The sequence below is a fragment of the Paenibacillus agaridevorans genome (assembly GCF_003112455.1).
In the GTDB taxonomy this organism is placed as follows: Bacteria; Bacillota; Bacilli; order Paenibacillales; family Paenibacillaceae; genus Pristimantibacillus; species Pristimantibacillus agaridevorans.
Genome location: NZ_BDQX01000196.1, coordinates 44850 through 70088, shown reverse-complemented (window position 1 = coordinate 70088; position 25239 = coordinate 44850). Strand labels below are relative to the sequence as shown.

Here is a 25239-nt window from a genome sequence, read left to right as displayed (position 1 = left end):
CACATTCCCGGGAGGTATGATATGCCATTTACGTTCGCGCATCCGCTGTATGCGGCTCCGCTCAAGCTGGTAAAGCCCGGCTGGTTTAGTTTGACTGGACTCGTGCTGGGAAGCATGTCGCCCGATTTCGAATATTTTTGGGCATTCGAGCCAAGAGAGACGATCGGGCATTCGCTGGAAGGGCTTTATCTTTTTGCGCTGCCTGTCAGTTGCGTCTTGGCGCTACTTTTCCATTACCTGATCAAAGAGCCGCTGGCGACTTGTCTGCCAAGCCGATTCGGATTAGATCGCAGAGCGAGGAATTTGATTCGGGAGAGAGAATGGCGTCTACGGAAACTCGGGGATATCTTGAAGCTTCTCGTTTCCATTGCGATCGGCTTTTTCTCGCATGTGTTTGTGGATGCCTTTACGCACCAGTCCGGTTTTTTCGTATCCAGGTGGGGAGTGCTGAGGGAGGAACTTCTCGGATTCCCTATTTATAAGCTATTGCAGCACGGAGGATCGCTGCTTGGCCTTAGCGTTATTATCCTAGTTATGATTGCAACATTAAAGAAAGCTTCTAGCGACGTTCCCTTCGAACCTTCCGTCTCGCGAGGCTTGAAAACGGGATACTGGTGCGTGGTCTTTGCGGTCGCTATTCTCGCCATAATTGTTAAATGGACTTACTTCGGCAGCACGAATCAGCTAGGCATGTTCGTGGTTTCGTCCATCTCCGGCACTCTGCTGGGCATTATCGTCGCTTCGATTCTGTTCGCTCCCTGGATTCCGCCTGTAAGGAAAGTCGTTAAGGAAAATTTGACTTCATAAACTGTATATAATAAAATTACAGTATTCTAAAGTCAGCAGGTGATCATGATAATGGCCAAAAAAGAACCTCAGTCGCAGCCTAACAAGCCGCACGCTTCCTATGGCATCCCGTTTTCCGTTCTGGACGTTGCACCGATCGTGCAAGGCGGGACGGTCGCGGAGTCGCTTCGCAATTCGCTAGATTTGGCGCAGCATGCCGAGAGCTGGGGCTACAATCGCTACTGGCTGGCGGAACATCATAACTCGCCAAGCATCGCAAGCTCCGCCACATCGGTCGTCATCGGCCATGTGGCGGGCGGCACTTCGCATATTCGCGTCGGCGCCGGCGGCATTATGCTGCCTAACCACGCGCCGCTTGTCATTGCCGAGCAATTCGGAACGCTGGAGGCGCTGTTCCCGGGACGCATCGATCTCGGGCTGGGACGCGCTCCAGGCACGGATCAGCTAACGGCAACCGCTCTTCGGGGAGAGAGAGGGACCAATGGCGGCAACTTCCCGGATCAGCTGGAGCAGCTGCGAGCGTTTATGGACCCGCAGAGCTTCGAAAAAGCGATGGCCGTTCGCGCCATCCCGGGCGAAGGCGCCGACATCCCGATTTGGCTGCTCGGCTCCAGCGATTTCAGCGCGCAGCTGGCGGGGCAATTGGGCCTTCCGTTTGCATTCGCTGGCCACTTCTCTCCAACGTTTACCGTGCCGGCCATGAAGTTGTATCGCAGCTCCTTTAAGCCGTCAGCCGTGCTGGACGAACCGTATGGGATGGTCGCGGTAAACGTCGTGGCAGCGGACACCGACGAGGAGGCCGCTTATCTGGCTACCTCCATGCAGCAGCTGTTTCTGGGCTTTGTCAGAGGGCGGCCGGGACCGCTGCCGCCGCCGGTCAAAGATATGGAGTCGCTGTGGACGCAGCAGGAGAAATACATGCTGCAGCAGCAGTTGGGCTCCTCCATCGCGGGCAGCCCCGCGACGGTGAAGGTGAAGCTGTCCCAATACATCGAAGCGACTGGCGCAGACGAGATTATGATCGCCGCCCATATCTTCGATCACGCCGCGCGCGTTCGGTCGTACGAAATTATTGCGGGGTTATAAGAAGAAGAGGCTGTCCGAAAGTGAACTTTTAAGGTAGCCCGTTGTCCTTATGGCTCGATTATTCGGAGGCTTGTATACAAAATTCAACACAAGTGGTTTCACCGGGGTAAGTGTGTATGATAGGCCGGCTCCTGGCTGACCAAACGTGTATGAAAATTCATATACAATTCACCGAAAAGGCCGGCTCCTGGCCAAACGTGTATGAAAATTCATATACAATTCACCAAACAGGCTGGCACCTGGCAAAATGGCTATCCAAAAAATCAGTGAAAACGGAATGCTGGACACCCCGTATTGGTTGAATGTTAAGTGGCAGACACCAACATCGCCACTTTCCTGAAAAAGCAGGCACACAAAAAGGTTGTGCGGAAAACCTTGCGTTTTCTCGCCCAACCTTTTTATTTTTGAGACTTATTGGAAAGCTCCTTTTTTAATAGTTTTCCCCATACTTGACCTATAATTCTCGAAATGAAACTTACTGCGCCACTAAAGGATGGCGACAGCCGTTTCACCTTAGGCTTTTAATATGGTGGAGCAATAATCGCAGGCTGCTTCTTGTCCGACGACCATATTTTTGGATGCGCCGCAGTTTCGGCATATGACCGTCTTAGGAGGCGCAGTTACTTTCGGTACAACCAGCTTCGGTGCGGTTTGCGGAACGTTATGTTTGTTCTGCATGGTCTCCATAGCCGGTCGGCGTACAGCTTGCCTTGCCCTGTCGCCAAATGCAGCGTATTCCGACGCACCGTTTCGCAATTGCTGCTGACGGAAGTTTTCTTCTGCTGCCAGTTGCCCTTTACGGCGAAGCTTTCTCCCATACAGAATAAGAAGAAGGGAGGGAACACCGAAGAAAATAACCGTAAAAGTTAAATAATAGTTGACGTTTTGCGTGTCCTTTTCGGTAATAAGAACGCCGATGAATACAGGAAGAAAGATCAGAGCTCCTATAATAATGCCAATCGTTAACATAATCGTGCCCCATACGCGCATGATGTCCCTCCTCTCTCAGATAGCGCCATTTAGCTCAGGACAGTGCCGCAATAATCGCAAATGGCCTTTTCTCCGCCGGCCACATTTTTGGAGGCGCCGCAGTTTTTGCATACGGCCGTCTTTGGCTCGGGAGGAGGAGAAGGGGCTGCCGAAGTCTCCGAAGTCGACCTGGAAGATGCTTTTCGTTGTTGGTTCAATTCCTTGGCCCGCCTGTTTAAAGTGTCCAACCACTCATCCACTTGATCCGGTGCGTTATTGCTATGTTCATAGCTCGAATAAGAGTCGGATGGAGGCGCCGGTGCCGGTGCCGGTCTTGCAGGCCGAGCAGCCGTCGGAGGCTCCGGAACGTAGGGACGAGGAGCTTCAACTGCTGGTTTCTTTCTTCGAAACAATCGGACTCCGAAAAAAATAAGCAGAAAACAGGGGGTTCCTAAAAAAATCAATAAAATAATAGCTGCCGCAACTTTAGTAGCCATGTCGTCATTTTCAATAAAAATAAATATGAGCACGGGCAGAAACATCGTTACGGTCGCCAATACCCCAACGATAAACATAATAGCTCCGAGAACGCGCACGTCGTTTCTCCTTTCCTAACCTTTGCTTGCCGCTAGCTGCCGGTTTCTTTGTTTGATGTCATTATTAAGACCGATGATGGCGCGGCGCAGCTCGGGAACGGAGGCGGCTTGCTCGGCGGCGCTCCCTCCGCTTCGGGATTCTAGTTTATCCGTCAGCAGACGCAAGTCGATCTGAAGCGTATATTCGACGGTAGCAAGCTCGGTCACGGTCGCAGGATCGCTATAGCGGATGGAGTCGACCAGTTTGTCCATCTCCTTCGCCAGCAAACGTCGCTCTCCCTCGTTCCATAGCTGAAGCATATCTCTGGCTCGCTGAGCGTCGCTTAGCAGCTCATTCCAATCGGCGGTGCGACGTTCGTCCCTGCGCTCGCCGCCGCTGATGTGGTTGTTCGATAAATACAGAATGGCTCCCGCTAAAGCCGCTCCAACTAGCAGCAGCGCCTGGATGCTCAAGTAGAGCACGGCCGGAAGAAAGACAAGAAAAGCCGCTATAATGGTACCCAGCCAATAAGCCGCAACCACATAGCCGAATGCCGCAAAGGCGGCGATTGAGGAGCGAAGCTCGCCTCGAAGAAGCCGCGAGACGTACAGCCATGCGGCTGTCTCTGCCAACAGCAAGGCGAATAATGCGGCCAGTGACCGCACATCTCCCGTCGGAAGCGGGCTTGCGGTCCATACGATTACCAATGTAAGGACGGCTATGGCAATGAAGACGATAAACGCCGCAATCGGCGCATAGTTTCTGGACCTCATGTCGGCTTATCCTCCCTGCGTTTGAGCGGCGCCGCAATGATTGCAGAAGCGCGCGCCGCCGTCAATCGTCTCTTTGCAGCTCACGCAAGGCTTGGGCAGGGAAGTTCCGCACTCCCTGCAGTGGGAGCTGCCCTCTGGGGTATCGGCGCCGCAAGACGGACAGGCATGGTATCGGTCGCCGCAATGCGCGCAGAACTTCGCTCCCGCGACCAGCGGCTTGCCGCATTTGTCGCAATTGTGCGGAAGCACCGTAAGAGGGGGCGGCGTCGCAGGGGCTGTCAAGCTTTTGCCGCAGCCGCTGCAGAACATCGCGCCTTGCATATTCGTCGTGTGACAGCCCGAACAGGATATCCCGGGCGGTGCCACGTCCATGGCTCCTGCCACTTGCGTCATTTGGGGGCCAAATGCGTTGCCAAGCGAATCTCCTATTCTGGCGCTCATAAATAACGGCTGCATGCCGCCGGAGTTGTTTGCGGCTCCTTCCAATATGCTCAGAGAGCGGTCTTGCTGATACGAATAGCCGACGACATCCATCTCCAAACGTTTGTTCAGCACCTTGCGCAGTTGAGAGATGGAAGGATCGTCCTCGGGCACGTTAATATTTTCAAAGTAAAAATTATGTACTTTAATGCCGAAATCCTGGAGCTCCACCGCAATCTCGTGCTCCACGTGCGTGGAAAGATCCCGTACGAACGCGTTGATCTCGAGCGTGCTGATTCCCTTCTGGATCAAATAACTCGTCAGAATCCCCGTAATGTTCATCATGACGACGCCGCGCAGATGGCGGCTCAGCTCTTCCCTGTTAAATTCTCGCATCGTGCCGACCAGCTTGAGCAAAAACTTGCGGCTGTCCTCGATGGTCAGTCCGAACTGGCCGAATGCGCGCACCGGAACGATAATATTGTATTTCGGATCTTTAATCTGGAGCGGCGTACTCGTTCCCCACTTAATATCGATCGAGCTGGCCTTGTTGACATACCAGACCTCGGCCGTGAAAGGAGATTTGCCGCCGAAAGGCAGGTTAATGACATGATTAAGAATGGGAATGTTCGCCGTGCTTAGCGTATGCCGGCCAGGCCCGAAGCTGTCCAGCGCTTTGCCGCCTTTAAACAGGATGGCTTCCTGGGATTGATTAACGATTAATTGGGTCCATGTTCCCAACTCTTGATCCGGGAATTTCCAGGCATACACATCGGAAGGACCATCATATTTGACAACATCGATTAATGCCATTACTGTCACCTCTTTAAATAGTTGGAGAATCGTCCCAACATAATCTCCTACTATAGTAATCGAAATCGAGGCTGAGGGCTATAACTTTGCTGAAAACCGGACTTTTTGAACTCGTATTTTTGAGGGTTTTATAGGATTTACGGCCGATACCCTCTCTGCAGCTCGCTGATCGAATAATCGAAATCCATCTGCAGGTGAGGATAGTCCTTGAAGCCCTTCCAGTCGCCGCCCCAGCTGAACCCCAGCCCCTTTGCTATGTTTACGACCTCAAGCCAGTCTGGTTCCCCATTTCTGTTTCCGTCATATTCCATATCCCAGATGACCTGTCCTTTCTTTGTCTTCAAAGCAAAATCGATCGCGAGTCCGTAGTTGTGATAGGACTCGCCACCGCGCGCATGAGTGACGACGGGACCTTTTGCCGTCCGTCCCTGCTCGAACAGCGTATCCTGATCGGCATGGCTTCTGAAGTCGTCGGTAATAAGAATTCCGATGCCGATCTTTGCGCTTTCTTCCACAAGTTCTTTGCTCTTGGCTAATACGACGGGATGAAGACCCGTGACGGGCGGTGCGTCTTTTTGTACAAACGGCAGTATTCTGCCGAGTTCGTCTGTGCGGACTGCAAGCATGGAGGCAACAAACATCAATAGGAAGAGAAGAACCAGCCAATTGCGAATTCTCCTGCTTTTTCCTCTGGTGCTGCGACGATGCGGCGGCGGCCATGGGCCAGAAGGCTGGAGATGTTGCGTGGGCTGCGGTCTGTATTCGGGCATATCGTGAATCTCCTAACTGTTAGCTGTAATAGTGACTCTTTTACTATAAAGGTTTGAGGGTGGAGGATACAACTGAACAAAGGTTGGGGATTGCAAGCGGCAGTGATAGAACGAAAAAAAGATCCACGAGAAAATCGACGAGGAGAAGGTGATTTTATTCAATTTAGATAGAAAGCGGGAGTAAAAGTGAAGTTGGAAAAACGAGGAAGTAACTGGATGTTGAAAGGTTGAATGAATAGTTCAATAGTCAGGCGATGTCTTTGTGACGAGGCTTAACCTCTTCTTGCTCGTATTTGGAGCCTCTCATCATGCGAAAGCTAAGCAATAAGCACATTATAAACAGCAGGCCGCCGAGTGCGTTCCATAAAATAAAAAGCATCGTGAATTCCACCTTTTCAACACCAAAGCTTCGAGCCATTTCCCTACAATATTGGCGTTATCGACATTTTTTGACGTTCTCTGCTTCTATCATACACGAGGCCGTTAAACATATTCTGAACACTTACAGAGACTTGGAATCCGCTTTTATTCAGATTAAGTGCGACAGATTGTCTATTCCTTCGTCGGAAAGGCCGCCGGTCCGTGATCACCCTCGCGCGCGATCACCTTTTCAATTCGACAAAAAAAATTTTGATTAAGTTCTAAAAAATAAGAAAAAACCGCTAAAATCCGTGTCTATATACCCAGTTGTTTAGGATGTGTTCAGTGGTGCCTGATACAATTGCAGTAAATAGTCGTAAAGTGCCAGTTTCATTGGAAAATTGTCAAAATGAGTCGAGGGGAGATTGTTTTGTTAAGAGCGTAGCTGAACATCATCGAGTTCTAATCGTTATTTGTCGTCCCGGTAAGGAATTTTAGACGGAGGTTATGCGCGATGCAAAGGAAAAGAATACATAAGTACATAGCAATGGTGTTGACGATGTCAATGCTGCTTTCGTTGCTGCCGGTATATTCTCGGACTGCTCAAGCAGCTGCAAGAGCGGCGGATTTGGAGGTTCGAGTAGGTAACGTAGGGGTTATCGGGAACATGAGTCATGATGCAACCAATACGTTTATGAACTTCATGAACAGTGCAACGCCGGGATTCGCACACACCGACCGGTCCGGAACGAATATTGGCTGGAGTTCAGGACCAGTCGATATTTATTCAGGAAAAGACGGCTGGACGACGGATACATTCGTCCTAGATGTTTCTAAGAATCCGGCGTTGCAGGCATTCGCACAGAGCGACCACGCGGAAGCACTTGTAGGTTTCGATAGGCTGGTTGATCACGAAGATTGCATCTTGGGATTTTGCAAGACTCGGATTACGGACATAAGAATTACGCATGATCCCGGAACGGGAGAAGAAGTGATTATATCCGGGCGTAACCTTAGCGCGAGACGCTCTGTTTTCAAAATAAAGCCTAATTCCATTATTAAAATAAGCGTTACAGGAGAAGGGGACGATTTAGGTGCTACTGGCGTAAGGGGACTTTACCTTCAATTTGAAGACAAACAGCGTCCTGTCCTCAACAGCTATACGTTTACAGGCAACGGTAATGAACGAATGAATACAAAGGCCATACCTAACCGCAAGGAGCTTTACGTGAAGCAGCAGGAAAACATTACACTTGCCTACAACTTCTCGGAGCCGGTTCGGCCGACTGCGGTAACCTCGGCCTCAAGCGATTATTTTCTTCGCCACCCATTGTTCACGAACGTAGACGGCACGGGGCTTCCAGCGGCGGGTCAGCAAATGTACCTGACCAATCAAAGTTATACGGCGAACAACCTGACCACGCTACACAAAGATATCGTGTACAGATATACAGGCTCCAGGTACCACAACAGCGGAAATAACGCCTTGCAACCGAAGCTTGTCGGGGAAGCCAGCGGAGTCTCGCAGATGGATCAGACCATGGAGCAGAAATTCGCCGGAGCGGTATTGGCCGACGGCGCCGGCAATGTGGCAGATATCCAATTCCCCAACCGTGCCAGCGTTGCGAGCAATTCGTATCTGGCCGGCCAAACGGTGGATCCTTTTGATTTTCGAAACGGCGGCTATTACGTCATCGTCGACGGCGTAGCGCCAAAGTATACAAAGACGGGCAACGGCATTACGCCGGAGATTGTGACTGGCGTTACCCTTAATAAAAACGATCACATCATATTTACGATTAAATTTACGGAAGAAGCCATGATCCGTGAAGGATGGGAAGTCGAAGACACCTTTATCCATCTAAACAACGGCATGAAAGCGAAGTATCAATCGGGTGAAAACACGGATACTTGGACGTTCCGCATGGATATTACGGATGAACTAATTCAGGAGACACCGCTGCTGAAGGTCATTGCGCTTACAAATGAAAGTAAGCCGGGATATACGGATAAAGACGTAATATCCGACTACGCGGGCAACCTGCTCATTCAGCCTGCCAACCTGCTTGGCGAACACACGGACGGTGATACTTCGCTCGTCAACTCTACGATCGACTGGGCGAAGCTTGCGATCGACAATACGAAGCCGATCATCGGCTTCCGATTCGAGGATGGCGGCGCGACCGATCAGCTCTATAAGAAAAACGGAAAAGTGACGATCGATGCCAACGATCCAACTATTCTTATTCCGCATCTCGACCCGCTTACCAACATACGCGGCGAGGAGAGGCCGAGCCAAGGGATATATCGTCCGTCCAACATGACGGGTTCATCCTCGCCGGCAGTCGGGCTTGTCTATTATTATTGGAGCCAGAATCCGGTGGATCCGTTCCTCGAAAAGGCGGGCGACCAGTGGGCTGCGATTAAACGTTACTCGCTGTCCGCTAAGCAGCCGAGCGAAGATCTTTATTCGACAGGCTTTGAGGATGTCAGATTGAATGTCGCCAACAACAAAACGAACATGATCGCTCCGCCTTCACAGGCCGTAACGCCGGAGAATAGCGGCATATGGTACCTGCATAGCTGGACGGCGGATATGAGCTGGGATTCGGCCCGAGAGCTGATGCAATATGAAAAGAAAGCCGAATTCTTAAGCTCCGAATCTGGGAAAGCACAATACGAGGTTTGGAAAAGCGAGCTGCCGAACGGTTCCGAGGCCGACCGGATCTTCTACGCCGACAACAAGGCGTTGGCCGCCGTCGGCCAATACGGTGATCTTTCTATGTGGCCGCTGATCGATTTCAAAAATGAGGATTCCAACTGGACATACAATATGACCCCGTTCCGTTTGGACAACAAGGCGCCTACGATCGTATTCGAAGAATATTCCGGCGATGGCACAATGGATGTTCATCTTACTACCGGAATTTCGGACGAGCACAGCGGGTTGAACGAAATGTTCTATCAATGGGTAGCTGCGGGCAATGCGCCGGCAGAGATCGATTGGAGGCCAGTCACGCTAACGAACGGCAAATTCACGGCTTCTACATTAAATGAAGTATTCGAGGACGGGCAGTACCAACTGCATGTGAGAGCAAGCGATCTTGCAGGTAATACCGTTGAACAAGCAACAAGCACGGTGGCGGTCGTCAACTCGGCATCCAACGTGTCGGCAGGATTCGACCCGGATTCCGACGAGGATTATGTTCCAAGCCATGACGTAAACTTCTGGATTAACGGCATCGTGCCGGATAAAGTGGCTTACGCGTTCAGCCAAAGCTCGGTTCGACCGGGTTCGGAATCGGCTTATACCGTTCTGAATGCAGTAACAAACGATCTCGTAGTCGGCATCGAAAGTTTTGACGGCGAAGAGACATCGGCCGGAGGTTTGGAAGAAAGTGGGAATGGTCAAGAGCAACCCGTAGAAGAGCCAGCGGGTGAACTACCTGTCGACGAACAGTTGGAGTCTGGGTTGAATACGATAGCGGCGGAGACGTTCAACTACCGGATTCCGGCGGCGACCGACAGAAACGGTTTGCACTACATTCACGTTCTCGCCAAAGAAGGCGATCGTTATTTCTATTATTCCAAAGCGTATTATTTCGATAATCTGCCTCCGACGGTAACGTTCAGCAAGAGCGGCGTAGCCTACCCGCTGGAATCCCACAACGTGACGGTCACCGTTTCGGAACCATACAGCGTTTCGGGCTTGACCAAGCAATACCAATGGGTAAAGGAGGGACAGCCTGTTCCAGATGCGGCATCGGCCGGCTGGCTTGAACTTCCTGCTAATGGCTTGGTCGAGATCGACAACACAAGCCTGGAAAAAGGCAAGATCGCTGATTTCCGTCTCTACGTCAAGGCTGTGGACGGCGCAGGCAATGCGATTGTCAGCAGTACGTCGGATATATTCAAAGTATCTAAACCGGGAGGAAGCGACACGCCTCCGGCCGATTTGCCATCGGAGCTGATCTACCTGTACGGCGACGAGTGGGACGGTTATACGGCGGTGCTGAAACTGATCCTCGATACGGCGGACAAGAGAGGATACGAATTTTCTATCTCTCCCGACGATGGAGAGACTTGGCAGAAGTGGCGGCCATACACGAACTTCGCGGCGGTCAAGGTGCCGACGAACGTACCGTCCGCTCTGCAAATTAAAGTAAAATTCAGAACGCCGGGCGGCGTAATCGGCGATGCCAAAGAATTGAAGTTATCGACGCTACAGACGGAAGAACCCATATATGCGATCGCGACTCTGGGCACGACGAGACCCGTCAAACCGGATACCGGCGTAGAGATTCAGATCGCGCCTCCGCTGGGAGTCCGCGTAACGGCATCCCAGGTCAACCCGACGGTTCCCGTTCGCAAGGGCAACAACTTTACGGTTCGCCAGAACGGATATTATTCGTTCGACCTTGTCGACCTGAACGATCCGTTGCGCAAAGAGACGCTTTACGTCGTCGTGAACAACGTCGACGATGTCGCTCCTCAAGGCACGATCGAATATCGGGTAACGGAAAAGACGGGCGGCAATGTACCCGTGCAATTGGCTTCCACCTCGGAGCCCGTCGTGATCCTGAACAACTCGGGCAAGTCTACGTTCGTCTTCACCGAGAACGGCCAGTTTACGTTCCAGTTCCGCGACGAAGCTGGCAATATCGGGACGGCGACGGCGACGGTGAACAATATCGACAAAGAAGCGCCGCAAGTTCAAATAGTAAGGTCTTATTCGCATGGCGCGAACAATGCGGAGACATTCGGTACCATTACGGACGACTCGGGTAATGTCCTGCTGGCATCCGGCGTCAAGCTGACGGTAGAGAAGGTTGCAGGCTCCACCAAAGAGATTACGGTAATCGGCGGCAACGACAATGTCATTCTCCGGGAGAACGGCACCGTATCGTTTACGGTAGCCGACGAATATGGCAATACTTCGGTTGTAGAAACAATGGTAGACAACCTTTCATCCAAGGCAGTCGTGCCAGAAGAAATTACGTATTCCTTTGTGGACGACGAAGGCAACCCTCTGCCGGAGGAAAATATCGTAACCGTCAACGGACAGCGTTATGCCAAAGGAAAAGTTCAAGTGACGTTAAAAGGGACTACTCAGTCTCCTAATGCCGTATTTGCCGGCGTAAGGCCGGTATCGGACGATAACGGCGAGTACACGAATCAAATCAGCGGCCAAGACGGAGCCTTCTCGTATTCCAGAATCTTCTCTTCAGATGGGACGACCACGGTCGCCTTATCCGATCTGCTGGGGAATGTGAACAGAGTGCCTGTAAAGATCGCGGGGCTAGACAACAAATCGCCGGAGCTGTCGCTCAATATGGCAGCCACCGCCATTGTGCTCAACAAAGCGGACTTTGACTTCCGCCGCGACTTGGGCGGTTACACTGTCAGCGATAACGTGTCGACGGCCGGCAATATTAACGTCACGATTACCGGACTGAATCTGGATCAATTGGGCGAGAAGACGGTTATCTATCGTGCGACGGACGAGGTGGGCAACTGGGTTGAAGCTAAACAACAGGTCGTGGTCGTCAACGATGTCGGCATGCTGATCTTCGCTAACGGTACGTTGATCTCTGGAGACAGCGGACAATCGGCCCTATTCGATACGAACAAGCTGACCTTCAACATTAGCCGCTACAACGTGATGGATGTCGGCGGCCAGGATATGATCAACGAGTGGGGCACTTACGATTTGCTCTATTATTCGGGCTTATACCGCGAAGGACAGATGAAGCTGATCGCTACCAAACTGACCTACAAGCAATTGATGGATGGCAACTTCGAGGTCATCTTCCCGCAGACGGGCTGGTATACGATAATCGTGCGGAATCAGGAACGCGAACGCGTCTTCGCTACGTTCTTCGTCGGGAACAAACAATGAGCTAGTCTTTAATGGCATTCCCTCTGATGCAAGCAACTTGCTTCGGAGGGAATGGCCATGGCTTTTCCGTTAGCGCCAATCTATAAAACTAGCAATGAACAGGCAAGAGGATAGGAGGCCATGTTGTGAAACTGGTAAAAAAGGCATTTGCATTACTAGTCGCGTTAACCATAGTGGTCGGCGCCTTGTCAAGCGGCATCAATACGGTAGCCGCGGCCGTCAGCGGACCCAAGACGACCGTCCTGCAAAATGATTTTGTTAAAATTACGGTCGACAATGCGACAGGGCGTTTCGGCATACGCACCATCGAAGGGCAGCCGATACGCAAAAACGACCAAAACGTCGATCTGATGTTCCGGGGGGACGATCCCGAAACGTCGTTTACGACGTTCCGCATCGACGGAACGGACTACATATTCGGTAATCCATATAAATTCGGCGTTAACCTCTTCTCCGAGATTACGCCGCCGAAAATTGTCAATTTGACAAACGGAACCAAACAAATCGAAACGATTTGGAGCATCAAGGGTGTCTCCATCAAACAGATTCTAATGCTGTATGCGGATGCCAACGATGTCAATAACGCGGGCAACGTCAATATCCGTTACGAGGTTCTGAACCGAAGCGGCGCCAACGTCCAGCTAGGTTCGCGAATCTTGTTGGATACGATGGTGGGCGGAAATGACGGACCGGCGTTCCAGATCGGAACGACTTACCGTTCTCCGCTGCTTGTCGAGCGCAGGCTTGTACACGACCCCGCTGCGATCGGCATTCCTGAAGAGGACGTGCCTGTCAACAAGCTTCCTCCGTACTGGGTAATGAGAGACACATTTAACCTGAACGATCCGCAAGCAACAAATGTAATGGCCTACGGATTCAATAATTTCGCGGAACAGAACATTAATATCGTGGACGAAATGATCGTGGGACACTGGAATAGTCTTGCGAATACGAAGTGGGATTACACACCGAATCCCAATCTGGATTTCACCAGAGACACTAACGATTACGGAACGGCCGACTCGGCGGTAGCGTTTTATTGGGAGCCGGCTCCGATAGCCAACGGGCAGTCGCAAAGCTTTGAGACGGTATACGGCTTAGGTGAACTCGTCCAGCCGGACAAAGTATTCTCGATCCGCTATATGGATACCGTTCAACAGCTTGCCACATTGCCCGGCAACGAGGGTTATGTCGATGAGGGCGTATTCAGAATCATTGCCGAAATTGAAAATCTGGCTGCTTTTAATATGAAGCATGAGCTTGTTAAGGTCCAATTGGAGCTGGAAGGCGGTTTGAATTTTGTAAAGCTTGACTCCGATGGGAATCCCATGCGTGATGATAATGGCAAAATTTTGACGGAAGCTTTTCGAAGCAAGGAATTGGATAGGATAAAACCACTTACGCCAGAGCAAGTCGCAAATGGAGACGACCCTAAATATCAGCCTGGCGATACGTTTACGGTAGATTTCCTCGTACAGGCAAATGGAAAACCATGGCCGACGACCCGTCAATATATGATGACAGTAAAAAGCGAGGCTACGGAAAAAGCACTGGAAGGCATTGCGGATGAGGGCATTAAGGCTCAGTACCAATCCGTCAAATCCAACTTTATTATGCTGCCGCCAATCGGAGAAGCGGTGCCGACCTACGTTTATTCAATGTCGCCGGGCGAATTGTACAATGAGGACGTCAAATATTTGACGGTCAACCTCTCCAATATCGAGGCTTACAACACGGGCACCGATACAAAGCCGGCTAACTTCGACCTTTATCTGGAGGAAGTGGTGACGGGACAACGCTACAAAGTTCCCGTCCAGCAATCCGTACTGATGCAACCAACCGACGACGGCTTCTCCGGCGATATGCGAATTACCTATCGCAATGGGGAATTGGTGGACAAGAACGGCATCACCGTCAAGGAACTTGAGGGGCCGGAGCTGCCTCTGGGCGAATACAGAGTGCAGATAGATTTTAGAGACGACATCGAAGTCGATGAAGAGACTTCGGAAGAAGACACCGAGCTCAAGAAAGAGATCATGGCCAAGTACGACATCAAAACAACTCAAACGTTTATGGTGACGGATAACGAAGAAACCCGGATTCGGGAAGCTAATTTATTGGCGCTTTACAAACAATCCGTAGATTTGAGCAGCCAAGCGTCCTTGGGTGATATCAAGCAAGAGTTGGCCGATGAGTTAAATAGCCTTTTTTCCGGTGAATTGTTTGAGGTTGGGGATTTGCTGTTTGACAAAATTTCAAAGTTTCGTGAAGCCAGAGCCTATCTAGGCATCGCTAATAAGGCTCTTGATCCAGAATTCGATCTTGGAGAATTTACAAGCGCTAATTATTTGAAAGAGGTTCCTCTCTATCAATACAAGATGTTCGAGTCCGACGAGGATTTAGAAGAATTTATCGGCGACGAGGACTTCGATCGCGAGCTCCTTGTTACCGTTCGGGGCATGGTGAAGCAGGTCGGTACGGGATTGGACCAGCAAATCATTGTCGACACGGAGACTGAACCTGCGATTATTAATGACGCGGTAGCCTACAAAGGCAAGGACATGGTATTCGTCCGTGGTAATCTGGACGTACTGGGTATGGGCTCCAAGAATAGCGACTTTAAACAGCTGCCATTCTTCCAAACCGTGTTCATCAAAGGCGAAGGAACGCTTAGCGTGGCAAGCAGCGGCTTCGTCTTCCACAAAGGCGAATGGACGCTGGATTTCTTCAATGGTTTCCAGAAGTCTCTCGGCGATGGTTATACGGTTGACCGCGGCGAGATTCCGAAGAGCGAGGACAACGAGGAAGACGACAGCTTGAACGGCAGCTTGCGCTGGGCGGTAGGGGCGTTTGGAGATCGACTCAATCCGCTTCGCCAAGTCATGCTGGAGACGGTCTATTTCAACCGTCACAGTTTATTCGCGCCTCCTAGCTTTACCGTAGACGGCTTTGGTCTAACCTTTAACGACTTTATCCTTCGGGAGGGCGGCATCTCGTTCGGCGGCAAGTTGTCGATGAAGGTTATCGAAGCCGAGGTCAACAACGTCATCTTCAACGACAAAGGGTTCGTCGGCATTGAAGCCAATCTTGGATTTGATCTGAACAAGGATATGGGCTTGTTCAGCTCCAAGAAGAAGGAAGAAGACAAGAAGAAGAAGGGCGACGAAGAGGAAGAAGAAGGCGCGCCGAAAGGCAAAATTACAGTCGTCCACTACGTACAGGAAGTGGAAGACGTTAATAATCAATACGGCTTGGAATTCGAAGCCGACATCAAAAACATCGGCGTTTCGATTGAGTTCTCGCTCAAAAAAGTAGACGATGGACGAATCCTGCCCGACGTCATCGCATTCGGTGCGGATCTAGGTCAACCGGGCATTCTGTTGACCGGAGCGACTTATTTGACTGGTATCCGCGGCGCGGTTCGCGAATTGGCCGATACCATCGCCGGAGGCACCAAGGACGATCCGTTCCCGCTGACCATTGAGGCGGGCGTTAGCTTGAAGTTTGGCGTATCGCCCGCATTTTTCCACGGCGATATTGATCTGACGGTCAAGCGTACCGGTATCAAGGTGGAAGGGAAAATGGACTTCTCTATGGTTCCGGAACCGGAGGACGATGATCTGCTGCCAATGCTGACTCACGCGTTGATCGAAGCGCAGTGGGTTACGCCATGGTTCGTCCGACTTGAGGCTGAAGTAGACATCGGCGGCTGGGATATTATTATTGGGGAGGCTGGCATCTTCGTTGGCCAGAACCTGGAGAAAAACCGAATCGACTTCGAAGGCTTCATTGGCTCCAGGGTTCAGATTCCATCCAGTGTCCCTATCGTAGGCGGATTGCCGCTCGCGAGCATGTTCTTCGGCGTCAACAACGACAAGATCTGGGGCAGCGTCGGCATATTGTTCATTTCGCTGGGCGTAACCTATTATTGGGGCGGCGGCCTTGAGTTCGGAACCTCCGGAGAAGACTTGCCTGAAGGCTTCGCTCATCTCCTAATAGAGGATCCAGAGAGGGGTCCGAGATTGGTCGTTATCGGCCAAGGCGTCGAAACGTTGGCGACATCGTGGATTAATGCGGAGCAAGAGTCGCATGGTATCGTTTACCGCGAAATCGAAAAAGGCGTTCAGATGATTGAAAATGGCGCGACTAGCATTGGCATAGGCGGCATTACGTCCAAAAACGGCGGCAGAGTGCATGAAATTCCAATGGGCGGCGTTACTGGTAATGCCATTATTGAAGTCGAATACGATTCGAAGACCATGCCGGAGCTGTCGTTGAAGGATGGATCGGGCAAAAACTACCCGCTTGTATTCGACAACACAAACTCTAAACCAAACGCAAATGCGTTCACGCAGCACATTCCGGCTTCGAAATCGACCGACGGAGTCGATGTAAGAAAAGCATATATTATCGTTCCGCAAAATAAAGCAACGGGAACTTGGACCCTCACGGCTCTGTCCGGGGTGGAAACGCGTTTGATGAATGCGCCGACAACGCCTGAGCTGACGGAAACGAAGCTGACAAAAAATCCTGCTGATCCTAATGTTTTCACCGCATCGTGGAAAGCGGCGAATGCCAAAGCAGGAGATACCGTCAACCTGTACCTGACGAAGGACGCCGTTACGAATGAAACGACGAAACTGGAGAACGGCGACGAAGTACTGAAGCCGGGAGATCCCGGTCTGTTGATTGCCAAGGAGCTGCCGATTGCGCAGAACGGCGGCGTTAGCGGAAGTATTACGAGCGGCAGTGCATCAATCAATGTATCTGAGGTTCAACTGCTAGGCGACGTAGAGGATATTCGCGGGCTGCTTGCTCAAGGCAACTACTACTTGAGAGCTGAGCTGCGTTCGCAGATGGGTTTCAGCACCAAAACGTCAGCTGAGCGCATCGAGCTGATCGATCCGCTTGCTCCCGCTAAAGTAACCGATGTTGTCATCGAGCCTGCCGGCAATGGATTGTTCTCGCTCTCGTTCAAGCCGGGTGCTCGCAAAGCCGGCCATGCAGACTTTGAGCACAGCTACGCTATCGAAGCGTTTAGTGAAGTGAACGGCAAGCTGGAGTCATATCCGAACTTCGGCGAAGTGCTCTTTACGGCTGAGGAGCTTGCTCCTTATTGGAACCAATCAACGGGCAAATACGAAGGCATTCTTCTAGGAGGCTGGACGGCTGTTTCGGCTAACGATGAAGTGAACGGCGATAGCCTTGCAGGAACCGTTATCGCTGAGGAAGATATCAAATATTCCGGACTGCAGGTCGGCAAGGAATACGTTCTTGGCGTATCTGCCGTCACAAAACCTACGAAAGCAGCGGATAAAAACGAGAACTATCATTTTGCGGACCGGATCGACAGCACGAAGAAGCTGCTTCCGGTACCTGTAAAACCAAAGCTCAACGTACCGGCTGGTTCGGACGTTACCGTGCTTCCTCATGCTATGGAGCTGTTGACGAACGTGACCGAGCAGCGCATTGAATTGACTTCGAATCAGAAGGATATCGAAGTTGAAGCCTTCTACGCCGAGCAGTCGCTTGGCAAGACGGCGTTCGTTAATGGAGCGAACGGAAGCAGCGGAACGCTAACGTTCGACCAATTCGAAGCTGACGGGCCTTATGCGATAGAGCTCAAGGCGCGCAACAAGAAAACCGGAGATATCTCGGTTACGATGCTTTATCTCACGGTAGACACGATTGCTCCGGTTCTTTATATCGACGAGCCTGTAACCGGCGCTCGCACGGAAGTCGTATCGGGTAGCAACAAGCTTAAGGTCAAAGGAACGACAAGCACCGACTTACAGTCGCTTAAGGTCAATGGACAATCCATTGCGGTAGCTGACAACGGCGCTTTCGACGGAACGATCAATGTTGCTGAAGGCGAGCCTACTGTCAATCTCGAGTTTGTATCCATCGACAAGGCAGGCAACTCCAACACGGCCGTTGTACGTGTAACCAACGCAGCTTATCAAGTTCCTTCCGGGCTGGTGCTGGAGCTGCCGAAGCTTAAGCCGGGAGAGAGCGGCATGATCAAAGCCTCCTTAAAGGTCGCGGACGGCAAGGATGCGCAAGGTCGTCCAACGTTCAAAGAGGTTGCGATTAAGCCGCAGGATATGTCCCGTCTAAGCTACACAATCTCGATGGGCGATTCCGTATCGATGACGGAAGCCGGCAAAGTGACAGGTCTGGTTACCGGCGCCAGTCTGATCGAGGCGGAATACCGAATTTCGGACGACGTCTCGATAACGGGGATGGTCGCGGCATCGGTAGAAATTCCTAAGCCGACGAAGCTAGGTGCATTATCGGCTTCCGCTACAGAGATTTCGGGCAATAGCGGCAAGACGAGAATTAACGTTACGCTGCCGCAGGATACGACGGGGCAGCAGCTTGTGTACAAGCTGTTCTCAGCCGGAACAACGGCAGCTGTACCAGCATTCGAAGAGGATTTGAGCCAGTGGGAGTTTCTTCCTGCTGATGGCGCGGTGAATGCCAAAGCAGGCGATACGATTATTGTCGCCTTGAGAACCTCCCTGGACAAAAAAGCTTGGTCGGCTTCCTCTAAACTATCGGCTAAAGTGTGGGCCCAGACGGGAACGCCACCGATCATTCCAGGTCCAGGCGGTGGTCCGGGAGTGATTATTCCGGAGCCGGAAGAAGAGGAAGAAGCGCCTTCCGAGGAAATCAGGCTTACCGTTAACGGCAAAGAAGTTGCCGCAGAATGGAAAGGCACAACGGCGGTTATTCGCGTGACGGAAGAGGATGTCGCATCCGATATGACTGGAGACATCGTCATCGCCGTGCAATCGGCCGCTTCGGCCAAAGGTTATGCATTCACCGTCGACAAGGCGGTCGTGAAGCAAGCGCAGGACGGCAAGAAAACGATCAAGCTTGACTTGCCTGGCACAAAGCTGGATATTACGCCGGAAATGCTGAAAGGTCTCGAAGGAGATCTGAGCATTCAACTGGCGGACAACGGCAGCGCGGCGAAAAGGCAGCTAGACGCCATCGCGAAACAAATCGGAGCTTCCGCGTTGGGAGCTGGCGACGGAGTCGCCATTGACACGAATTTGCCTGACTCAGCTTGGAACAAGTATGTAAGCTTGAAAGTCGCGGTACCTGCTACGGTGGATCCGAAGAACATTACCGCAATGGTGCTGAAAGGCGCCGACGGTAATTGGACGACAGTGCCATGGAAGCTTGAAAAGATTGGCGGCGAAAGCTTCGTCCATATCCTGTTGACCGGGGAAGGCAATGTCGCCTTTATTCAGAGCGGAGGAACGTTCAAGGACGTCCCTGGCACTCACTGGGGAGCAGTAGGCATAAGCAATGCGGCGTCCAAGCTGTTCGTATTAGGAAAAGCAGCCGATCGCTTCGATCCGAATGCCAAAGTAACCCGTGCGGAATATCCGACGATTCTTTTGCGAGTTGCCGGCTTGATGAACAGAACGGCCGATAACGGCTACACGGATGTCGCTGAAGGCATCTGGTACGAACGCAGCGTGGCCGTAGCTTCCGAGCTTGGCATCGTCAACGGATTTGAGGACGGATCCTATGCGCCTAACGCGACGCTTTCCAGACTCGAAGCCATGGTTATGGTAGGCCGACTGATCAACGCTTTGGGTCTCGGCGCCGAGCTGAGCGAAGAAGAGACGAACAGTTTGCTAACACCGTTTGGTGATGGTTCGGCAATTCCAGAATGGGCCAAAGCTGCCGTAGCACTGACTATCAAATATGGCATCATCTTGGGTGAAGACGGCAATGTCAATCCGAAAGGCGTATTGAACAGGGCGCAGGCCGCTGCGATCGCCGTTCGTCTGGATCAACTGATTACGAAGGAATAGGCCGAAGGGCCCGGCGCATGTTTCCCGCGGGAGGCATGCGTTCGGGCCCGCAAGCCATTCTTGCAATCAATAAGTTCAACTAGATTACATACTTATCTATGAGGCGGTGTAGAGATGGTACGAAAGCAAAAATCAATCATCGCGATTGGCTTTGCTATTCTATGTGTGGCCGCTGTTCTTGCTGGCGGGTTAATCGTGAACAGCGATTCCAGCCGCTGGACCAGTCATGCGGACACAAGCTGGTTCGTCGACAATGACTTGGGTCAAAGCTTTACGATAGACACGCCGGCCAAGCTTGCAGGCGTGGCGAAGCTGGTTAACGAAGGCGTGACCGAAGACGGCATTGCCATTAACGGGTTTGAAAACCAAATCTTCGACATCGACAGAAATCTGGATTTGTCGGCTTATCTCTGGGAGCCGATCGGCACGCCGGAGAATCCGTTTAAAGGAACGATGTACTCCAAGAACGGAGCGCAATTCACGATTTCCGGCCTGAAGCTTGCGCCGGAGACGGTGTACGCTGGTTTAATCGGAGTCATGGACGGGGGCACGTTCGGCGGATTCGTATTCGCGAACTACGGCTCGTTCTCTCTCCACAACAGCTGGCAGACATTGCACGCCGGCGTCGCGGTGGGCAAAATGATCAACTACAGCACGGTTTACAACATAACCAACTATCTACCCATTCAGGCAGGCTCCATTAACGCCAGCGTGTATGCCGGCGGCATCGTGGGTTATAGCAGCGGCGATGCGGATATTTCCAATTCGTTCAACCATGCCAATTTGACGATTAATGGCTCTTCCGTCTATGCCGGAGGCATTGCGGGATATACGGAGGGTACGGAACTGGTCGTCAAGAAAGTGAGCAATACCGGTGCGGTTACGGCAAACGGCTTTGACGAGAAAGGCGATATTTACGCAGGAGGCATCTTGGGTCTCTCCAATGGTCCATTGTTTATGCACGATGATGCTACTCCTATCGAAAACACGGGCGCGATTGCCGCGACAAACGGAAAATACAGCTATGCCGGCGGCATCGTGGCGAAAGCCGCTTCCGACATTACGTTCTCTAACGCAACCTCCAATAGCGGTTCCGTTACGGTGAATGCTGCGCAAGCTGTCGGCAGCTACGCTGGCGGTTTGACGGGCTCGATTGCCTTGGAACAAGCCGTTACGCTTAACACGGTAACGTTCGCAAGCTCGGGTTCTATCGTCAATAACGGCGGTACCGGGGTATACACGGGAGGAATCGCAGGGTATATCGGCGGTGCTTTCCAATGGGCCAGTCCATTCACCAATCCCGCTGCAGTCTCCGCTTCGGGTTCGTCCCAAGTCTACACGGGCGGATTGGCAGGTTATGCGGCAGGGGAGCTCAGCTTCCAGGCCAATGCGCGCAATTCGGGCGCCATTACGGTAACGGGCTCTCCTAACGATGCCTATACGGGAGGCCTGATCGGTTATTCCGCAAGCCGCGTTCATTTGCTCGGCACCTCCGACGGTGCTTACGGCAATAGCGGAGCCATAACGGTAACGGGCGGAACGGGCGTGTATACGGGCGGTATCGCGGCCAACAGAATCTACTCGGGCGCGCTTGGAGCAGCGGCTTCCAACGTGCACAGCACGGGCAATATTACGGTGAACGGCGCAGCGAAGCTGCACACCGGCGGATTCGTCGGCCAAGCGACGGATGGCGTGAATCGCTCCTTAACCTCTGCTTCGTATGCCAATACGATTACCGTAACGGCTACGAATCCGACGACGGAACAACCGGTTCGCACGGGCGGCGTCATCGGTTATGCCAACGGCGTTCAAGCGACCGACAGCGAGTTCGGCGGCATCATACGCGCGACTGGCGGCGACGCCATCTTCACGGGTGGCATCGCGGGCGCTGCGGATGGCGGCAGCGCGTTTACGAACGTTTACGCGGGCAACGCTCCGGAGCTGTACGCAACCATCGACTCCGACGGTTTCGCGGGCGGCATTGCCGGTGATTGGAAGGGAACGATGAACGGAGCTACAGCGGAGTCTATTGCGATTACTTTGACCCGAGACGGCGGCGTGGCCGGCGGTATTGCGGGCAAGGCGCAGGGCGAGATCGTCAATGCCGCGGCAGGCAACGCGGACTACGAAGGCAACGACAGCGTTCGAATCGGCATGGCGGAGGAAGTGGACGCCATTACGGCAGGCGGCATCGTGGGCACTAGCGAAGGGGCGTTTCACTTAGTATCCGGCACGTCTACCAAAGTAGCTTTGATCAGCGAAGAGAACGGCAGCGGTCACAAGCTGGGCGGTATTGCCGGAAGTCTGGCCGCGGAAGCCAAGGTTGGCGTGAATGGAGCTCCAGTCATAGCGGAAGCCATCGTGATCGAGGCGAAGTCCGGCAATAGCGACATCGGCGGAGTAATCGGTCAGAACCATGCAGCCGAGCTCTATTTGCTGGCGGACGGCATTCAGCTTACGGTGGAAGGAGACTCCGTAAACGCCGGACTTATCGCGGGTCGCAACGACGGAGCGATAAGCGAGACGGCAAGCGCTGTGACGGCGCGGGACGGACGCATTGTTTCCACCGGACAAGCCGCTTCGCTCGGAGGCTTGGTGGGCGAGAACAACGGCCAAATCTCCACGAGCCTGACGGAGAACGTCACGATAGCGGCTGATGGAGCGCAGAGCGAAGCCGGCGGCGTCGCAGGCAAGAATACGGGCGCTTTGAAGAATAACCGCGTATTCGAACTGGCTGTAGAAGCCAGGGGTGACCGGTCGTCGATCGGCGGCGTTGCGGGACTATCGGTACTTGCGGATGGCAAGCCTGCTCCGGTCATTGTCGGAGCATCGGTCGAATCCAAATTGTCTTCGCTTCTAACCGCGCACGCGGCCGACGCGAATGTCGGCGGCATCGTCGGTTCCGCGAACGGCACGGAAATTCTGCAGTCTATCGTGACGGCAGAAGACGGCTTTAATGTCATGATCGGGTTGAGAGCGCCAGGCGCTGCGGCAGGCGGAATCGCTGGCCGGGCAGTAGCGAGCAAGATCGTCGGCGATACGGTGGCGATCAACGTACAAAATCTGTTGCTGACGACTAGCGCGGCCGCGACGGATGCCGTTGCAGGCGGTCTGGTCGGTTACGGAGACGCTACGCGGGTTGATCAAGCGGTCGGCCGAGGAGTCAATCTGCTGCTGAGCGGTAGCCGCGCAACGGCCGGCGGCATGGCGGGGTACAATCGCGGCACGGATACGGCCATCATAGCGAATGTTTATGTGTCGGGTTTGCATATCCGGGCCAATGCAGGCGCGGAAGCGTCAATCGTTGGCGGTTTCGTCGGATTGAACGACAAGCGCATCGGGGAGTCGACTATTAGTCCTGCGGAAGCGGTCAGCACGATCCAGAAGAGCCGTTACGTGGGAACGGTCGGATCGGGGTCGTCTCCAGCCATTCTGGTTCAGGCTCCAAACGTCGTTGTCGGCGGCATGGTCGGCGAGAACAGAAGTTTGATTGCAAACAATAGCATCTCGGACAAAGTGCCGGTCACTGTCGCAGGCGAAGGAGGCACCTTGGGCGGTTTGGTCGGCGTTAATGCCGACGACGGCGTGCTGTATTACACGTACTCCAATGTCAATATGAACATTCAAGGCGCCAGAACGCTGGCGGGCGGACTGGTTGGCAGCAATAGCGGACAAGTACTTTCCTCCTACGTGGAATCGGATCTGACGGGCCATTCGAGCGGCACATCCGGTCAAGTTGTTGCATTGGGCGGTCTAGTCGGACGCAACAGCGGCATTATTGACAAATCCTACACATCCGCGGTCGTCACGGCTAACGGTGCATATTCCGTAGCAGGCGGTTTGATCGGGGAGCAGTCGTCGGGTACGGTCAGCAATTCCTACGTGGTCAAAAATGTTGCCGTAACGGGCGAGCATTCTTACGCGGGCGGACTCGCGGGACGTATCGTCAACGGCAAAATCAGCAATGTTTATTCAACGGCCAACGTCACTGCGGTGGGCGGCTCTCTAGCAGGCGGATTCGCGGGACGTTACGACAATGCCAGCAAAGAACTGCTTATGAAGACGTTTTATGCCATGGATGAAGAGAAAGGCATCAACGTCGATTTGTCCGACTTTGCGGAAGGCAACCATAAGTGGATGAATTCGACGCCGCGGCTTAACACGGTTACGTTGGCAGGACTAAAGAATCGCGCGGAATTCCCGACTCAATCGGGATGGGATTTCGACTCGGTTTGGAAGTACGGCTCGCTGCAGGCAGAATTCCAATATCCGGAATTGGTCCGCAGCGCCAACACCGGCGGCGACGGAGGCAGCGATGTCAATGCCAATATCAACTGGTACATGAGAGATCAATATGCGGTTCGTTACGAATTGCATTCCGAATCCGAGCTGGCAGGACTGGCGGCGATCGTGAACGGAGATGTTCCGGGGCTTGAGCCGTTCGACTTTTCCGGAAGAGAGATCCGAATCGTCAACCCGATCCATATCCAGTCTACGCAATGGGTGCCGATCGGCATGGACGAAAGCCGTCCTTTCGAAGGCAGTTTCAATGGCGGCAAACACCTGATCGACGGATTTACGCTGATCCCCGACTACGATTATTCCGGCTTGTTCGGCGTGATCGGAGAAGCGGGCGAAGTAAGCAATATGTTGCTTGAGCCGCTTAATGTAGCGGGCAAGATGCACACGGGCGTACTGGCCGGCTTCAACAAAGGCGTTCTCGACAATATCGACATCCATCTGCTTAAGGGCGCCAAAGTAAGCGGCGGCATCGCGGGAAGCTTCCTGGGCAGCAATACGGGAACGTTCGATAACGTAACCGTAACGCTTGAGAACGGCAGCCGCATCGAAGCGGCATATGCATCTTCTATCGCAGGCGGCTTGATTGGTCACAATGCAACCGCGCTTACTCCGGACCCGTTCGAGTTCCGGGT

At 52.7% G+C, this 25239-nt stretch carries 9 protein-coding genes; 5 read left to right on the top strand and 4 right to left on the bottom strand.

Annotated features, from left to right (window positions below; all coding sequences use genetic code 11):
- Window positions 1–21 precede the first annotated feature (21 nt).
- Window positions 22–807, top strand: a complete 786-nt coding sequence (locus PAT3040_RS18845; RefSeq protein ID WP_108993938.1) for a DUF4184 family protein — start codon at window positions 22–24, stop codon at window positions 805–807.
- Window positions 808–858: 51 nt separating this feature from the next.
- Window positions 859–1893: an LLM class flavin-dependent oxidoreductase gene (locus tag PAT3040_RS18840; RefSeq protein WP_108993937.1), complete on the top strand. Its 1035-nt coding sequence runs from the start codon at window positions 859–861 to the stop codon at window positions 1891–1893.
- A gap of 513 nt (window positions 1894–2406) precedes the next feature.
- Here the strand turns inward: PAT3040_RS18840 and PAT3040_RS18835 are convergent.
- The 4 genes from PAT3040_RS18835 to PAT3040_RS18815 form a co-directional block, all read right to left on the bottom strand.
- Complete coding sequence (locus tag PAT3040_RS18835) at window positions 2407–2883, bottom strand: hypothetical protein (protein ID WP_108993936.1); 477 nt, start codon at window positions 2881–2883, stop codon at window positions 2407–2409.
- A 590-nt stretch (window positions 2884–3473) separates the two neighbouring features.
- Window positions 3474–4211 (bottom strand): hypothetical protein, encoded by a 738-nt coding sequence (locus PAT3040_RS38770; RefSeq protein WP_258235054.1) that lies wholly within the window; start codon window positions 4209–4211, stop codon window positions 3474–3476.
- A gap of 6 nt (window positions 4212–4217) precedes the next feature.
- Window positions 4218–5444, bottom strand: a complete 1227-nt coding sequence (locus PAT3040_RS18820) for an SPFH domain-containing protein (RefSeq protein WP_258235053.1) — start codon at window positions 5442–5444, stop codon at window positions 4218–4220.
- A 137-nt stretch (window positions 5445–5581) separates the two neighbouring features.
- Entirely contained in the window at window positions 5582–6214 is a 633-nt protein-coding gene (locus PAT3040_RS18815; RefSeq protein ID WP_258235052.1) for a M15 family metallopeptidase, read from the bottom strand.
- Window positions 6215–7088: 874 nt separating this feature from the next.
- Between PAT3040_RS18815 and PAT3040_RS18810 the strand changes: the two genes are divergently transcribed.
- The 3 genes from PAT3040_RS18810 to PAT3040_RS37195 all read left to right on the top strand — a co-directional run.
- The gene (locus PAT3040_RS18810; protein ID WP_108993933.1) at window positions 7089–12473 is read left to right on the top strand and encodes an Ig-like domain repeat protein; all 5385 of its coding nucleotides are present in this window, start codon (window positions 7089–7091) and stop codon (window positions 12471–12473) included.
- Window positions 12474–12598: 125 nt separating this feature from the next.
- Window positions 12599–20305: an S-layer homology domain-containing protein gene (locus PAT3040_RS18805; protein WP_108993932.1), complete on the top strand. Its 7707-nt coding sequence runs from the start codon at window positions 12599–12601 to the stop codon at window positions 20303–20305.
- A 114-nt stretch (window positions 20306–20419) separates the two neighbouring features.
- Window positions 20420–25239 (top strand): beta strand repeat-containing protein (locus PAT3040_RS37195; protein ID WP_181376712.1); only part of this gene is annotated, 4820 nt, incomplete at its 3' end.